The organism is Kordiimonas gwangyangensis DSM 19435 = JCM 12864, from assembly GCF_000375545.1.
In the GTDB taxonomy this organism is placed as follows: domain Bacteria; phylum Pseudomonadota; class Alphaproteobacteria; order Sphingomonadales; family Kordiimonadaceae; genus Kordiimonas; species Kordiimonas gwangyangensis.
The window spans coordinates 455,084-469,538 of record NZ_AQXF01000001.1 but is presented as its reverse complement, the minus strand read 5'-3'; the positions used below and the strand labels follow the sequence as shown (position 1 = coordinate 469,538).

Annotated in this window: 15 protein-coding genes; 4 read left to right on the top strand and 11 right to left on the bottom strand. The window is 59.4% G+C overall.

Going from position 1 to position 14,455, the window contains the following annotated elements:
- Positions 1-58: 58 nt before the first annotated feature.
- The 3 genes from B150_RS0102235 to B150_RS0102225 form a co-directional block, all read right to left on the bottom strand.
- Positions 59-283 (bottom strand): hypothetical protein, encoded by a 225-nt coding sequence (locus B150_RS0102235; RefSeq protein WP_020398251.1) that lies wholly within the window; start codon positions 281-283, stop codon positions 59-61.
- Between the two features lie 191 nt (positions 284-474).
- A complete protein-coding gene (gene bioD, locus B150_RS19405) occupies positions 475-1,152 on the bottom strand; it encodes a dethiobiotin synthase (RefSeq protein ID WP_020398250.1) in 678 nt (225 codons plus the stop codon).
- On the bottom strand, positions 1,149-2,327 hold the full coding sequence (locus B150_RS0102225) for an aminotransferase class I/II-fold pyridoxal phosphate-dependent enzyme (RefSeq protein ID WP_035922090.1): 1,179 nt from the start codon (positions 2,325-2,327) through the stop codon (positions 1,149-1,151). Before B150_RS0102225 ends, bioD begins: the two co-directional genes overlap by 4 nt.
- Positions 2,328-2,463: 136 nt before the next feature.
- Here B150_RS0102225 and bioB point away from each other — a divergent pair, with 136 nt between their 5' ends.
- Together bioB and B150_RS0102215 are read left to right on the top strand one after the other, a co-directional pair.
- Positions 2,464-3,453, top strand: a complete 990-nt coding sequence (gene bioB, locus B150_RS0102220; protein WP_020398248.1) for a biotin synthase BioB — start codon at positions 2,464-2,466, stop codon at positions 3,451-3,453.
- Entirely contained in the window at positions 3,446-4,705 is a 1,260-nt protein-coding gene (locus tag B150_RS0102215; RefSeq protein WP_020398247.1) for an adenosylmethionine--8-amino-7-oxononanoate transaminase, read from the top strand. The genes bioB and B150_RS0102215 overlap by 8 nt, the downstream gene beginning before the upstream one ends.
- On the opposite strand, the gene B150_RS19400 is transcribed toward B150_RS0102215, so the two are convergent.
- The 6 genes from B150_RS19400 to B150_RS19395 all read right to left on the bottom strand — a co-directional run bounded on the left by B150_RS19400 (position 4,706) and on the right by B150_RS19395 (position 12,127).
- Positions 4,706-5,665 carry a zinc transporter ZntB gene (locus B150_RS19400; protein WP_020398246.1) on the bottom strand — a complete coding sequence of 320 codons (960 nt, stop codon included), beginning with the start codon at positions 5,663-5,665 and terminating at the stop codon, positions 4,706-4,708.
- Positions 5,662-6,666 carry a mechanosensitive ion channel family protein gene (locus tag B150_RS0102205; RefSeq protein WP_020398245.1) on the bottom strand — a complete coding sequence of 335 codons (1,005 nt, stop codon included), beginning with the start codon at positions 6,664-6,666 and terminating at the stop codon, positions 5,662-5,664. The genes B150_RS19400 and B150_RS0102205 overlap by 4 nt, the downstream gene beginning before the upstream one ends.
- Positions 6,667-6,773: 107 nt before the next feature.
- On the bottom strand, positions 6,774-7,874 hold the full coding sequence (locus B150_RS0102200; RefSeq protein ID WP_020398244.1) for an acyltransferase family protein: 1,101 nt from the start codon (positions 7,872-7,874) through the stop codon (positions 6,774-6,776).
- A 146-nt stretch (positions 7,875-8,020) separates the two neighbouring features.
- Positions 8,021-8,737 carry a Bax inhibitor-1/YccA family protein gene (locus B150_RS0102195; RefSeq protein WP_020398243.1) on the bottom strand — a complete coding sequence of 239 codons (717 nt, stop codon included), beginning with the start codon at positions 8,735-8,737 and terminating at the stop codon, positions 8,021-8,023.
- Between the two features lie 112 nt (positions 8,738-8,849).
- Positions 8,850-11,384: an ABC transporter permease gene (locus B150_RS0102190; RefSeq protein WP_020398242.1), complete on the bottom strand. Its 2,535-nt coding sequence runs from the start codon at positions 11,382-11,384 to the stop codon at positions 8,850-8,852.
- Entirely contained in the window at positions 11,381-12,127 is a 747-nt protein-coding gene (locus tag B150_RS19395; RefSeq protein ID WP_020398241.1) for an ABC transporter ATP-binding protein, read from the bottom strand. Before B150_RS19395 ends, B150_RS0102190 begins: the two co-directional genes overlap by 4 nt.
- Positions 12,128-12,205: 78 nt before the next feature.
- On the opposite strand from B150_RS19395, the gene B150_RS0102180 reads away from it, so the two are divergent.
- Complete coding sequence (locus tag B150_RS0102180) at positions 12,206-12,889, top strand: arylesterase (RefSeq protein ID WP_020398240.1); 684 nt, start codon at positions 12,206-12,208, stop codon at positions 12,887-12,889.
- On the opposite strand, the gene B150_RS0102175 is transcribed toward B150_RS0102180, so the two are convergent.
- Positions 12,886-13,260, bottom strand: coding sequence for a hypothetical protein (locus B150_RS0102175; RefSeq protein ID WP_020398239.1), 375 nt, complete (start codon positions 13,258-13,260; stop codon positions 12,886-12,888). The two genes, B150_RS0102180 and B150_RS0102175, sit on opposite strands and share 4 nt — an antisense overlap.
- A gap of 190 nt (positions 13,261-13,450) precedes the next feature.
- On the opposite strand from B150_RS0102175, the gene thpR reads away from it, so the two are divergent.
- Positions 13,451-14,068: an RNA 2',3'-cyclic phosphodiesterase gene (gene thpR, locus B150_RS19390; RefSeq protein WP_020398238.1), complete on the top strand. Its 618-nt coding sequence runs from the start codon at positions 13,451-13,453 to the stop codon at positions 14,066-14,068.
- Here the strand turns inward: thpR and B150_RS19385 are convergent.
- Complete coding sequence (locus tag B150_RS19385; protein ID WP_020398237.1) at positions 14,041-14,418, bottom strand: winged helix-turn-helix transcriptional regulator; 378 nt, start codon at positions 14,416-14,418, stop codon at positions 14,041-14,043. The two genes, thpR and B150_RS19385, sit on opposite strands and share 28 nt — an antisense overlap.
- Positions 14,419-14,455 lie beyond the last annotated feature (37 nt).

Here is a 14,455-nt window from a genome sequence, read left to right as displayed (position 1 = left end):
AAGGACAGGCCGGTTGGGTGCCGGGTGCTGAGAGTGGCCCGTCCTTATCTCGGTAATTCTAGTGGTAGACCGTGCCGTCGCTTCTGAAGCAATCCGCGGCTTTGGTCGTCAGGTGTTCGTGGATGGAGAGCCAGAGGTCGAAACCTTCCTTGTCACCGATCGCTTTCATCTTCGAGAGCGCCTCGTCAGCATAGACCAGCGCTTTGGGCCCCAGGTTTTTCAGCAGATTGTCAGCGACAAGGCCAAAATAATAGTTGGGGTCAAACGGCAGTGACTGTTGCATGATCCGGGTCCTCTGAGCAGTGCTTGGCAGCAGTTGAAACTTGAACCCTTATCAGCAATGGCCGTGCCAGTTTGCCGAGCATAGGGATTTCAAGGTCTTGCCGGGGATGCCGGGAACGTGGATGCGGGCACCGGGTCAAAGCTGCCGGGCAGGGCATGCCGCCAGCCGGTAAGGCTTGCCGGATGTGGGTATCAAATACCGACCAGCGGCAGCAGGTCGGGCGCGTGCCGCCATGGCCGGTCGGCCTTGATGCGGGGGATGGTGAGGGTAGGCACGCCGGTGAGCGAGGCGATCTCGCGTGCGGTGCGCTCAAGGTCCGGATGCTCGTCACCCGCGCTTTCGCTGACGATTATGCCTCGGGTCTCCAGGCCGCGTGCCCGCATGGCTTCAAATGTCGCCACCGTGTGGGAGATGGTGCCCAGATAGCTGCCCACCACCATCAGGGACGGCAGGCCAAGGTCGGATATCCAGTCGGTCACCAGCGTTTTGCCCACAAGCGGCACAAACGACCCACCGACCCCTTCAACAAGGGTGAAGGGGTTCGCTTCAAGGCTGTTGCGGCACACGCCTATAAGGGCATCATAGTCCAGCGTGCGGCCTTCAAGTTCCGCCGCCATAACGGGCGCGAGCGGGGCCTTGTAGCGGAAAGGCGAAATTTGGTTCACCACATCCGGCGTCAGTTCAAGGCCGAGGCCGTCCGCGATGATCGCGGTGTCCGTGCCTTCCATCGCGTCATCGGTGACGCCGCTGATGATGGGCTTGAGCGCCGTCACCGGCTTGCCTGCCTGCCGGAGCTGATAACAAAGTGCAGCGGTCACCAAGGTTTTGCCGATCTCGGTCCCGCTGGAGGTGATGAAAAATCCGCTCATGCGTTCCCTCCAAGGCCAAGCGCGCGGCAGGTCTCGATAAGCCGGTCGACATCCGCATCGCGGTGGCTGGCCGAGAAGCTGAAACGCAGGCGCGAGGTGCCCTCAGCCACCGTTGGTGGACGGAAGGCGATGACTTTGAAGCCTTGCTCGGCTAATGCGGCAGAGGCGGCAAGTGCGTCGCTTTCAGTTCCGATCACCAGCGGCACAATCGGTGTCTCTGGGCGCGGCAGATTGAGCGCGGCAGCAAAACCTTGTGCGAGCCTCGTGGGCCGGGCCACCAGTTCCGCGTCATTTTCAATCAGTTCCAGCGCTTTGATGGCCGCACCCACTGCGGCAGGCGGCAGGCCGGTTGTGTAAATGAAAGACCGCGCACGGGTGCGCATGAGGTCAACGACCGGTTCGCTGGCGGCCAGATAGCCACCATAGGAGCCGACGGCTTTTGAAAGCGTGCCCATCTGCAGCGGCACCAGATGCGCGGCGTCGCACGCGTGTGCGCTGCCGCGCCCGCTGCCGATGGTGCCAAGCGCGTGCGCATCGTCATTCATCAACCAGGTGTCATAGTCTGCTGCGAGGGCACCCAGCTCTTTGAGCGGTGCGATGTCGCCGTCCATGGAATAGACACCGTCCACCACGATGAGTGCGCGGCCAAAGCTTGCACGCTCGGCCTGAAGGATATCGCGCACGTGCGCCACATCGCTGTGGCGGAAGAAGCGTACCGTAGCTTTGGATAGCTGCATGCCCGCATGGATGCAGGTGTGCACCAACTCGTCCGCGATGATCAGGTCACCCGCGCCGACAAGGGTGGGGATGATGCCCACATTGGCGAGGTAACCTGAGCCGAACACACAGGCGTCCTCCGTGCCCTTGATACGGGCGAGGCTTTCTTCAAGCGCGGCGTAAAGCGGGTGGTTGCCGGTCACAAGGCGGCTCGCGCCCGCGCCGGCGCCAAAGCGGCTGGTGGCTTCCCGCGCGGCCTCAATCACCTCAGGGTGGGTGGAGAGGCCAAGGTAATCATTATCGGTGAAGCTGATGAGCTCCGGCCCGCCTTCCACGCGCATGGCCATGCCGTCCGTGCGCGCGCTTGAGACAAGGCGGCGGCGTTGGTTTTTGGCTTCAAGCGCGTTGAGCTTCTCGGTCGCGAAGGCATCAAGGCTTGCGGGTATGCGGGCGCTCATTTTCATGGCGCTTGGCTTACGGGCTTCTGGCGCTGCCGTCAAGCAAGCTTCCGCTACGCGCTGCTTAGGTAAATTTACTTGACTTGCCCCCGCCCAGCCGCGATTTTCCCGGCAACAAAAGGTCGAGGAGTTAATCATGAACGCACCCGTTTCCGTCTCGCTGACCGAGGCTCCCATCCGGCACGACTGGACCCGCGATGAAATCATGGCCCTGTTTGCCATGCCCTTCATGGACCTGGTGTTTGAAGCCCAGCGCGTTCACCGCATTTACCACGACCCCAACAAGGTACAGCTGAGCCAGCTGATTTCCATCAAAACTGGCGGTTGCGCGGAAGACTGCGGCTACTGCTCCCAGTCCGCCAAGCACGCAAAAACCACTGGCCTGACGGCAACCAAGCTGATGGAAGTCGAACGCGTTTTGGCCGCGGCCAAAAAAGCCAAGGAAGGCGGCGCGACCCGCTACTGCATGGGTGCGGCGTGGACAAGCCCAAAGGACCGCGACATGGACGCGATTGTGGCTATGGTGGAAGGTGTCAAGGCGCTCGGCATGGAAAGCTGCATGACCCTTGGCATGCTCGATGATTGCCAGACCAAAAAGCTCAAGGAAGCGGGCCTCGACTATTATAACCACAATGTGGACACGTCCGAGGAGTACTATAAAGAGATCATCACCACGCGCAGCTATCAGGAACGTATCGATACACTGAACCGTGTGCGCGACGCTGGTATCAACGTGTGCTCCGGCGGTATCGTTGGTATGGGTGAGCGTCAGGAAGACCGCGCGGGCATGCTGATGACGCTCGCGAACCTCGAACACCACCCGGACAGTGTGCCGATCAACATGCTGGTGGCTGTGCCGGGCACGCCGCTTGAGCATGTTGAAAAGCTCGACCCGTTTGAATTTGTGCGCACCATCGCGGTTGCGCGCATCATGATGCCGAAGGCGGAGGTTCGCCTCTCTGCCGGTCGTCAGGAAATGAGCGAAGAGACGCAGGCGCTCTGCTTCCTCGCGGGGGCCTCGAGCATCTTCTACGGCGAGCAGCTCCTCACTACGCCGAACCCTGAAAACAACAAGGATATGGCCCTCTTCAAGAAGCTGGGCCTGAGCCCGGCGCAGCATGCCTGAGACACCTGACTGGTTCGAGAGCGGCATTAGCCATATCTGGCTGCCCTATACGCAGATGAAAACAGCGGTACCGTCGCTGCCCGTCAAATCGACGGACGGCGTGCGCCTGACGCTCGCTGACGGGCGGCAGCTGATTGACGGCATCTCCTCCTGGTGGGCGGCAGCGCACGGCTATAACCACCCCCATATCATAGAGGCCATGAAGGCGCAGATTGACGCCATGCCCCACGCCATGTTCGGCGGCATGGTCAACGAACCTGCGCTCACGCTCGCGAGACGCTTGGCTGCCATGCTGCCGGGTGACCTTAACCGCGTTTTCATTGCAGAATCCGGCTCGGTCTCCGTTGAGGTCGCGATGAAAATGGCGCTGCAATATTATTTCAACCGCGGTGAGAAACGCACCAAGTTCGTGCATTTCCGCGGCACCTACCACGGCGATACCTTGGGCACCATGGCGGTGTGCGACCCGGAAGAGGGCATGCACGGCCTCTTTGGTGACGTGCTGGCGAAGAACCTGCTCACTGACCTGCCGCGTACCGCTGAGCAGGCGGAACAGTTCGCTGACTTCCTGAAGGCTAATGCGGCTGATGTGGCGGCGGTGATCACCGAACCCCTCGTGCAGGGCGCGGGTGGCATGGTGTTCCACACCAATGATACCCTGCGCTGGCTTCGTGAAGCTTGCGACGCTGCTGGCGTGCTGCTGATTGTCGATGAAATTTTCACCGGCTTCTACCGCACTGGGTCCCGCTTCGCCATTGAGCAGGCAGGCATTGTGCCGGATATGGTAACCCTGTCCAAAGCGCTCTCGGGTGGTGTGTCGCCGCTATCGGCCTGTATCGCCCGGGATGAAATTTTCGCCGCTTTCTATGACGATGACCCGATGAAGGCGCTGATGCACGGCCCCACCTATATGGGCCATGCGCTGGGGTGCGCGGCGGCTAATGCCTCGCTAGACCTGTTTGAACGTGAAGATTATGCAGCCAAAGTGCACGCGATCGAGGGCCAGTTGATGGCGGAGCTCGCGCCTTGTGGTTTCGTAGAGAACGTCAAAAGCGTGCGCGTGAAGGGCGCCATCGGTGTGGTGCAACTGCATGACGCGTCAGGGCTGGAGAAACTGAAGCCCGAGTTCGTGAAGCGCGGCGTGTGGGTGCGCCCCTTCCGGGATATCGTCTATCTCACCCCGCCTCTGGTGATTGGTGAGGATGATCTTAGCGCGCTTACCCATGCCATTCGCGATGTGCTGGGCGCGTAACTAGAACCAGCCGCTGCGGCGGAAGAACAGCGCCAGCACGCCAGCGATGGCCGCACAGCCACCGCACACCCACCAGAAGGCGGTGGTGTCTTCAACGCCTGGCATACCACCCACGTTGATGCCAAAAAGGCCCGTGAGGAAGCCAAGCGGCAGGAAAATCGCCGCCACGATCGAGAGCGTGTACATGTTCCGGTTCAGCCGGTCGGAAAGAACTGTCACCAGCTCTTCCTGCTGGAACTGCAGTCGGTCGCGGGCGGTATCAAGGTCTTCAAGGTGGCGCGTCAGGTCGTCATGCGCGTTCCTCAGCCGCTTGGTATATTTCTCACCGAGCCAAGTGGCCGCCAGTTCCTTGAGCACACCAACAGCCGCGCGCAGTGGATTGAAGTAGCGCCTGAGCAGCAACACCTTGTGCCGGAGGTCAGCGAGCGCGGTGCGATGCTCCGTCTTGCCGCCGTCAATCATCTCCAGCTCAAGCTCGTCAATCTCTTCCATGATCTCGGCGATGGGGGCGGCCATATTGTCGATAATGTTGACCGTCAGTGCCACAATCACTTCGGACGAACTCGCGGGGGTTTCCTCCGCCTTCAGCTTGGCGGCCAGCTTGCGCGCGGCGAATACCGATCGGCGCTGTGCGCTGATCACATGGCTGCCGTCAGACCAGATGCGCAGGGACACCATGTCCTCCGGGTCTTCCTCAGGGTTCAGGTTGATGCCGCGCAGGATGACGAGATATTCGTTTTCGAACTCCTCCACCCTTGGGCGGGTGTCGGTTGCGCACAGGGCGTCGATCATCACGTCGTCGATATAGGGTGCGGCTGCCTTGATCTCGGCTTTAGCGTTTGGCCCGGCCACATTGAAATGCAGCCAGATTGGCCCGTCCTTGCTTTCAGTTGCAGCATGACGGCCGGTATCGGCGCCGTCACGAAGTTTGATCGCGTGGATGAGGGCATTGTCGCTCATGCCTTGTCTCCCGTGCCGCTGCCGTCATTGGCGGGCTTGCCCAGCATGTCAGCCGGCACGGTCTTGAGGTGCAGGTCACGCTGCGGGAACGGGATCTCGATCTTGTTGGCGGCGAACTTGTGCCAGATGGTGAACAGCACATCGCTCTTGGGTCCGCGCCTGCCTTCGGTCACATCCGCGACCCAGAAGTGCAGGGTGAAATTGATCGAGCTGTCGCCAAAGCCGTCCAGATAGCATACGGGCTCAGGTTCCGGCACGCAGCGCTCATGCTCTTTTGCGGCTTCAAGCAGTAGCGTGCGTACAAGCTCAAGGTCAGAGCCGTAAGCGACACCTACCTGAATTTCCACGCGGCCGTGTTTGCTCGTAAGCGTCCAGTTCACCACTCGGGCGGTGATGAAATCCTCGTTCGGCACCATCACTTCCTTGCCGTCGAAGGTTTCAACAAGGCTGTAGCGCGCGCCGGTGTGGCGCACAAAACCCTGCGTGCCGTCGCCAAGCTCAATAAGGTCATCCACCTCAACCGATTTTTCGGCCAGCAGGATGATGCCGCTGATGAAGTTCGAGGTAATTTTCTGCAGGCCGAAACCGATACCGATACCAACAGCACCACCAAGCACCGTGAGCGCTTTGAGGTCGATGCCGATCATATCGAGGGCGGCGACGAAGAAGACGAAATAGATCAGCAGGGTCGCGGCTTTCGAGAGCAGCTCGCGGTTGCTGACCCGCATCCGCGTGAATGTGGCGATGCGTTTCTCGACCTGCGAGGACACCAGCGACGATACCCAGAAGAAACCGAGGATGACGAGGAGACCCTTCAAAATGGTGTAGGGCGAGATGTTATAGTCCATGAACGTCAGCGTCATGCGCTCGTCGCTCAGGAAATCGCGGATCGGGGTCAGGTGCCCCTCATGCCCCGCCCACATGAAGAAGGCGATGAAGGAGATGACAAAAACCTTCGCGATCAGTGAGCGCGGATGAAAAAACTCTGATGTGACGGACATGGTAGGCGTCTCACTCCCTCGGGCTTGCGGCTATGCCTGTGCCGCTTTCCCATATTGTTGCGGAAAGCGCGCGTCAAGTCACCGGTTTTTTAAGCGGCGTCGGGGGCTTAGACCTTGAGTATGATGCCCTTCTTCTTCATGAGTGCGACCGGCAACCACGAGGCAATGACCACAAGCATGACCGGCAACAGCATGGCAAGCGCTGGCGGCATGACGCCCGCGAGTGTGTTTTGCGCCAAAGCGGTTACGCCGTTCAGCAGCAGTGGCCCCATGGCATAAGTGTGTACCACATAGGCGGTAATGGCGTTGATGCCGAAGGCTTGCGCGAAGGTGGCGAGCGGCCCACGCCAGCCTCTCATATCAAGGCACCAGATGAGCGCGGTGAAGGTGATGAGCGCGAGGCCGGTGGTCACAAGCACGAAAGTGGAGGACCATGTGGCCTTCACGATGGGGTGTAAGGGCGCCAGCGCGACACCAAGGGCTGTGAGGGCGGCGCCAGCCAGCAGCATGTATTTGAGCGTGGCAGCCGTACAGCCCTTTGCGCGGATCAGCTTGCCAGTCAGCGCGCCCAGAAGCGCTTGTGCGATGCTGGGCAGCGTGCCGAGGATGCCTTCAGGCTCAAACGGCACAGGCGCATTGCGCGCATAAACATGGTCACCCAGCACAGCGCGGTCAAACCAGCTGGAGAAGTTCTGGCCCGGCGCATAGAGGTCAAGCGCTGTGTCCGGCACTGGTAGCAATTGCAGGACATGATAGCCCAAAAGAATGGCGATGATGATGCCCACAAGCGCACGGGTGCCGCAGGTGAGGTAAATGACGGCGGCGAAAAAGAAGGTGAGGCCAATGCGCTGCAGCACCCCAAGAAGGCGGATCGGTTCACCCCAGTCCGCGAAGGAAAGGGTGAGGCCAAGGCCGATGAGGAAGAGGAGGGTAGCGCGCTTCAACAGCTTGAGGGTGACGGCTGTAGTAAGCCCCGCACCCTCTTTGGTGGTCGAAAGCGCGAAGGGTAGCGACACACCAACCATGAAAATGAAGAAGGGGAACACGAGGTCCGCGACCGTCAGGCCAGCCCAGTCGGCATGGAGGAAGATGCCATACGCCGGCACGTCGGCACCATAGTGGAACACCGCGACGCTGTTGACGAATATCATGCCGATGACGGCAAGCCCGCGAAATACATCAAGCGACAGAAGGCGCTGGTTTGCCATGCCCCTATCCTCCCCTGGAAAATGACAACGTTAGACAAAATACGCCACTTCACAGGATTTGCAATGCTTTCATGCGCGTAAACAAAAAGCCCGGCTGGGGGGCCGGGCTTTCGTATTCATTTTTGCCTTGTCTCTGGCGTGCGCGATTATTCGCGGTTGCCTAGGAACTGAAGCAGATACATGAACAGGTTCACGAAATCGAGGTACAGGCTCACGGCGCCCATGATTGCACCTTTTGCCACGGCCTCGCCCGTTGCCATCATGTAATAGGTTTCCTTGATGCGCTGGGTATCATAGGCGGTAAGGCCTGCGAAGATCAGCACACCCGCGACCGACGTGATGAACTGCAGCATCGACGACGCGAGGAAAATGTTCACCACGCTTGCGATGATCAGGCCGATAAGCCCCATGAACAGGAACGTACCCATGCCCGACAGGCTTTTCTTGGTGGTATAGCCGTACAGGCTAAGCGCACCGAAGGTTGCTGCGGTGATGAAGAAGGTGCGGGCGATGCTGGTGCCGGTATAAGCGGCAAAAATCCAGGACATCGACAAGCCCATGGTGGCTGCGAATGCCCAGAAGATCATCTGAAGTGCGCCGGACGACAATTTGTTGACGCCAAAGCTCAGCACCAGAATGAAGGCAAGCGGTGCCAGCATGACAATCCACTGCAGGCCGCTGCCATAGATGGCGTTGAGCATGGCTGGGCTGTTGCCAACCAGAAGCGCGACAATGCCTGTCAGCAGCACGCCGGAGGTCATGTAGTTATAGACCTTCAGCATGTAGGCGCGCAGGCCCTCGTCAAATTCCGCAGATTGCGCACGTGATTGAGCGCCATATTGCGTTTGATAGCGTTGTACCATTTCTGCTCCTCGTGAGCTGGTTGTTACTTTGTCACCTAATATGGCGACGATGCCCGACGCTTTCAACAGCAATCGGACATCGCTCACACCGATTTTATTCGGCTTTTCGGCCCTATTCGGTACGCAGTACCTGGTTGGGCTTGATCGAAAGCGCCCGGAAGCTGGAGCCAAGACCAAACAGCACCGTCACAAGCAAGCTGACGCCAACGGTAAAGAGCATGGGCCAAGGCAGGAAGCTGAATTCCATCTCCATGACCTTCTCAACCACCAGCCACCCGGCAAGGGAGCCGAGCGCGAGGGCGATAACCGCCGTGATCAGGCCGATCAGTGCGTATTCAAGCATATAGGCACTCAGGATTTGCGACCGCACGGCACCCACCACCTTGAGGATAACGGATTCGTACACCCGCTGGCGGAAGCCCGCAGCAATTGCGCCGGCAAGCACCAATATGCCCGCAACAATCGCAACGGCTGCTGTGGCGCGCACCGCAATGCCGATTTGCTCCATCATGGTGTTCACGCTGGAAAGCACTTCTTTCATGCGCACTGCTGTCACCCCCGGAAACTTGGAGGTAATGGCACGGTGAGCCGCGACTTCCGCGTCCCCATTTGCCTTGAGGGTAGCCATATAGGTGTGCGGCGCAGCCTTGAGCGTGTTGGGGTCAAAGAGGATCACGAAGTTGAAGCCGAATGTGCCCCAGTCGATTTCCCGCAAACTGCGGATGGTGGCGGTGATATCGCGGCCCAGCACCGATATGGTGATGGTGTCTCCGATTTTGAGACCAAGCCCATCGGCGACTTCCTTGCCCATGCTGACTTCAGGGCCGCCACTATAGTCCGCAGGCCACCACTCGCCGTCCACAACTGTGCTGCCATTGCCAAGCTCGTTCATGTAGCTCAGTCCCCGGTCACCGCGCAGAACCCAGCGAACTTCCGGGTTTACTTCCACGTCCTCGGCTTTCACGCCATTGAGCATGGTCACGCGGCCACGCAGGTTCGGCACTGTCACAAGGTCTTCGACACCGTCCACACTGTCGACCGTTGCTTCAAACTCCGGCAATTGTGCGCGCTGGATATCGAGGAAGAAGAAGGCTGGTGCCTCATCCGGTACCTGTTCGGTCAGCCGGGCTTCAAGGTTGCCTTCAATCAGCGCAAGGCTCGCAAAAAGTGTGAGGCCAAGACCAAGGGAAAGCACCACGGCGCCGGTGGCGGCACCCGGGCGGTGCAGGTTCGCAATCGCCATGCGGCGCAGCGCGTTTTTGGAGCGTGGTGCCTTGGCGGCCCCGCGTTCGATCAGCCAGCTGATGCCGCGCAGGATACCAAGGGTGACACCGGCGCCAATCATGAAGCCTGCGGCAAGAACGCGGTTGTCAGACATGCCGACCGCGAGCAGCACAACAACAAGCGCGGCGCCAAAAATGGTCGCCATATAGATGAACCGCGGCCAGCGGCGTTCAGGTGACACAAGTGCCCGGAACAGGCGTACAGCCGGCAGGTCCCGCGCTTTACCAAGCGGCCACACGGTGAACGCCACGGTGATCATGAGGCCATAAAGTGCCGACAGCACGAGCGCGAGCGGGTAAACACCACCGTCCGGTTTCACGGGCAAGGTATCCGGCAGGAACATGGCCAGTACGCCGGGTAGGAAAGCACCAATCACCATGCCGATGGCAATGGCAACAAGGCCCATCAGGAGGACCTGCAGGAAGTAGGTTTTGAACACCACGCTGCCGTCCGCACCCAAAATCTTGAGCGTGGCGATTGTGCGGGTCTTGCGGTCCATGTAGCCCTTCACGGCGTTACCCACCCCCACACCGCCGACGACAAGGGCCGAGATGCCGACAAGGGTCAGGAACATGCCCATCTGGTCAATGAAACGGCGAAGGCCCGGCGCACTGGTGGCACGGTCGCGCACGCGCCAGTTCTCGTCCGGGAAGGCAGCCTTGAGGCTTTCTTTCGCAGCCGCGATTTCAACGCCGGGGTTCAGTTTGACCTTGTAGTAGTGGTCGATCAGGCTACCGGTGGTCACAAGCCCGGTTTCCGCCAGTGCCTTGTGGCGGATCATCACGGTTGGGCCAAGCTGGAAGCCAAGGTTGGCTTTGTCTGGCTCACGCTCGATGAAAGCGCGCACATCGGCTTCAACCTTGCCGAAGGTCAGGGTGTCACCAAGTTTGACGCCAAGACGGTCCGCGAGCAGCGGGTCAATCGCCGCGCCCCAACGTCCGCCACGTTCTTCAAATAGGGCGTTGTTATCAAGCTGCGGGGTGGTTTTGAACTCACCGTAAAGCGGATAGAGCCCGTCAACCGGGCGCAGCTCCACAAGGGTGGAGGTGCCGCCGGCCTTGAAATGCGCCATGGTGCGCAGGCGCGAAGACACGGAAATGGTGCCCACGTCTTTCGACCATTCCAGAAGTTCCGGCCCGGCCTCACGCTGGAAAATATTGATCTCGATATCGCCGCCAAGGATTGATTGTCCCTCACGTTCCATGCCCTCCTTGATGGCGTGGGTGAGCGAGCCGACCGCCGCAATGGCGGTCACGCCCAGAATGAGGCAGGCCATGAAAATGCGAAATCCCGAGAGGCCGCCACGCAGCTCCCTCAGGGCCAGTTTCAGCGCCACTGGCATGGCGGGGCTGCGCGTTATCATTGGCTGCCCTTCACGTTCGCTTTGGCTTCATCCTTGATCTGGACCGATTTTGTGTTGCCGGTGTCGTCCACAATATTACCGTCAGCCATGGAAATCACACGGTCGCAGCGGTCCGCCAGCGCCGGGTCGTGGGTGACGAGCACGAGGGTAGACCCGCGCTGTTCCGACAGGTCGAAGATAAGGTCGATGATGGCGCGGCCGGTTTTGCCGTCCAGGTTGCCGGTGGGTTCATCACCAAAAAGGATTGTGGGTTCGGGCGCAAGTGCGCGGGCAAGGGCTACACGCTGCTGCTCGCCCCCGGAAAGCTGTGCCGGATAGTGTTCCATACGGTGCGCGAGGCCAACTGCCTCAAGCTCACGCGCGGCGCGGTCAAACGCGTCGTTCACGCCAGCCAGTTCAAGCGGTACTGCCACGTTTTCAAGCGCGGTCATGGTCGGGATAAGGTGGAAGGCCTGCATCACGATGCCGACGCGGCTGAGCCTGTGGCGCGCCAGTGTGTCTTCGTCCGCGCCGCCGAGGGAAAGGCCATCAACCTCAACCGTGCCACCTGAGGCTTGCTCAAGCCCGGTCATCAGGCTCATGAGGGAGGATTTCCCGCTGCCCGAAGGGCCGACGATGCCCACGGTTTCGCCTTCCGTGATGCCAAAAGAGATGCTTTTGAGGATGTTTACAGGACCCGCGCCGCTTTCAAGCGTGAGAGAGACATCCTTGAGTTTAATGATTGCTGCTTTGTCTTCAGCCATTGAAATTTGTTTCCTTCGCTGCCAGATATTTTTGTTCAGGATTTTGTTTTGGTACGTTTATAGCTAGGAGCTGGACCAATGATGGTCAATTCCCGCCCTCTAAATAAAATTTTTAGCGCAATTGTGGCTTTGTGCGCAATTTTTGTCGCACACAGCGCATCCGCGCGGGCAGAGGGGGAGGACGTGGTCCAGGTCATGGCCTTTGGGGACAGCCTCACGGCGGGCTACGGCCTCGCGCCCGGTGAAGGCTTTACCGACCAGCTTGAGAAATGGCTGAACGCCAATATGGACCGCCCTGTGAGGGTCACAAACGGCGGTGTGTCGGGCGACACGTCGTCAGGCGGGCGGGCGCGGCTTGATTGGGGGCTTGCCCCCTTTGGTGAAGAAGGGCCGGACCTAGTTATCCTAGAGCTCGGTGCCAATGACGGCCTGCGCGGCATTGACCCCAATATCACCGCTGAAAATATCGACGCCATGGCGGCTTATCTCTCGGACCGCAACATCAATGTGCTTGTCGCTGGCATGATGGCCCCGCCCAATCTGGGCGAGGAATATGCGCAGATTTTCAATCCAATCTTCAAGGAAACGGCAGAGAAATACGGCTTGCCGCTTTATCCTTTCTTTCTCGACGGCGTTGCCGCCGACCAAAGCCTGAACCAGTCGGACGGTATGCACCCGAACGCGGAAGGCGTTAAAATCATTGTGGAAAAAATCGGCCCAGTGGTGATTGCGGCGCTTGAGCTTGGTGCAGCCGGTCGTTAGGCCGCCACGAGCCCCAAGCTGCCTGCGACGGCAACGCCGGTGAACAATATCCAGTGCGGTAGCCGCAACAGACGCTGGCGGAAATATAGCGTAACCCCAAAGCTGAAGGCGGCAAGAAGTGCTGCAAGCGCAGTGTTCACGACTGCCAGCTCTTTGGCGCCCGGCGCCGTGGCTGCCCACAGAAAGCCCACCGCAACGCCGAGATACAAAAGCGTGAACGCATGCCAGCAGCCATAAAGCACAGCTTTAATGGTACCGTTCAGGTCTGTTGATTGCAGCATCGGCCTGACCACTCGTTTGCCACCGGCAATGCAGTGGAAGCCAGTAGTGATGACCACCAGAAACGCAGCAAGTGCAAAATAACCGTTCATCGTATCCCCCATTTTGATGAAGCAAATTAGACCGGCGACAGCCCCCTCACAATGAGGAGAATTGCCGCAGCCCGGCAGGCTGTCACAAAAAATTCACGGGCATTCCCTGATTCCCTTTGATGAAAATATGCGCTACAGTTGGTAGGTCGCGATGCTTTGGTCGCGATATCTTGATTGAAGGGGACAGGCCATGGTGCGTTTATTCGTCGGCCTGGAAATTCCGGATACCATGAGGGATGCGCTCTCAGAAGTGCGCGGCGGCGTTGAAGGCGCGCACTGGCAACGGGATGACCAGCTCCACTTAACCCTCGCCTTTATTGGCGAAGTTCCCAAAAAGACCGTCCATGAAATTGAAGGCGAACTGTCGCGAATTTCCTTCGCGCCGTTTGAGTTTGCCCTCAAGGGTGTCGGCCTTTTTGGAAAGCCCAAACAACCGAAGTGCCTTTGGGCGAGTGTCGAAGACAAGGCACCGCTTGTGCACCTCCATGAGAAAATCGGCCATGCGCTTGCACGTGTCGATGTGGAGGTAGAGCGGCGCAAATACAAACCCCATGTTACGCTTGCCCGGTTCCGCCGGGGTGCACAGGCGCGAGTGGGGGACTGGCTGCACTATAATGAAAACCTGTGGACGCCGGGGGAGATGGTGCAGCATTTCACGCTGTTCTCCAGCCAGCTGACCCACGACGGGTCTTACTACACCGTTGAAAGCCGGTTTGGCCGCTTGCTTGAGGCAGAGCCGGAAGCGGACGATATGGCAATGGCCTATGACATGGCGTCAGACTACGGCTGGACATTTAACCCGGCCTGAGCTTCGTGCGCGGGTGGCTGTGCCTCAAGGTAGCGGTCACCCCAGTTCCGGAGTTCCATGATAATCGGCATCAGGGTCTCACCGCTTGGGGTGAGGCTATACTCTACACGCGGCGGCACTTCAGGGTAGACCTTGCGGTGCACGATGCCGTCATCCTCCAGCTCCCTGAGTTGGCGCGTCAGCATGCGTTGTGTCACCCCCGGCATGCGGCGCCGAAGTTCACTGAAACGCAGCGTGCCAAACGACAGGTGATAGAGGATTACGCCTTTCCATTTGCCGCCGATAAGCTCAAGCGTCGCTTCCACGCCGCAGGTGGTTTGCAGAATGCGGGTACCGACTTTCTCACGCATAGTCGCCTCTTCAATAGTATACAAACTGATACTACTG

Bases quoted from the DNA above. Each gene is read 5' to 3' on its own strand.
- B150_RS19385 (WP_020398237.1), bottom strand. From the start codon at position 14,418: ATGCGTGAGAAAGTCGGTACCCGCATTCTGCAAACCACCTGCGGCGTG.
- B150_RS0102175 (WP_020398239.1), bottom strand. From the start codon at position 13,260: ATGAACGGTTATTTTGCACTTGCTGCGTTTCTGGTGGTCATCACTACT.
- B150_RS0102225 (WP_035922090.1), bottom strand. From the start codon at position 2,327: ATGAGCGCCCGCATACCCGCAAGCCTTGATGCCTTCGCGACCGAGAAG.
- B150_RS0102190 (WP_020398242.1), bottom strand. From the start codon at position 11,384: ATGATAACGCGCAGCCCCGCCATGCCAGTGGCGCTGAAACTGGCCCTG.
- B150_RS19400 (WP_020398246.1), bottom strand. From the start codon at position 5,665: ATGAGCGACAATGCCCTCATCCACGCGATCAAACTTCGTGACGGCGCC.
- B150_RS0102195 (WP_020398243.1), bottom strand. From the start codon at position 8,737: ATGGTACAACGCTATCAAACGCAATATGGCGCTCAATCACGTGCGCAA.
- B150_RS19395 (WP_020398241.1), bottom strand. From the start codon at position 12,127: ATGGCTGAAGACAAAGCAGCAATCATTAAACTCAAGGATGTCTCTCTC.
- B150_RS0102205 (WP_020398245.1), bottom strand. From the start codon at position 6,666: ATGTCCGTCACATCAGAGTTTTTTCATCCGCGCTCACTGATCGCGAAG.
- B150_RS0102235 (WP_020398251.1), bottom strand. From the start codon at position 283: ATGCAACAGTCACTGCCGTTTGACCCCAACTATTATTTTGGCCTTGTC.
- bioB (WP_020398248.1), top strand. From the start codon at position 2,464: ATGAACGCACCCGTTTCCGTCTCGCTGACCGAGGCTCCCATCCGGCAC.
- B150_RS0102200 (WP_020398244.1), bottom strand. From the start codon at position 7,874: ATGGCAAACCAGCGCCTTCTGTCGCTTGATGTATTTCGCGGGCTTGCC.
- thpR (WP_020398238.1), top strand. From the start codon at position 13,451: ATGGTGCGTTTATTCGTCGGCCTGGAAATTCCGGATACCATGAGGGAT.
- B150_RS0102180 (WP_020398240.1), top strand. From the start codon at position 12,206: ATGATGGTCAATTCCCGCCCTCTAAATAAAATTTTTAGCGCAATTGTG.
- B150_RS0102215 (WP_020398247.1), top strand. From the start codon at position 3,446: ATGCCTGAGACACCTGACTGGTTCGAGAGCGGCATTAGCCATATCTGG.
- bioD (WP_020398250.1), bottom strand. From the start codon at position 1,152: ATGAGCGGATTTTTCATCACCTCCAGCGGGACCGAGATCGGCAAAACC.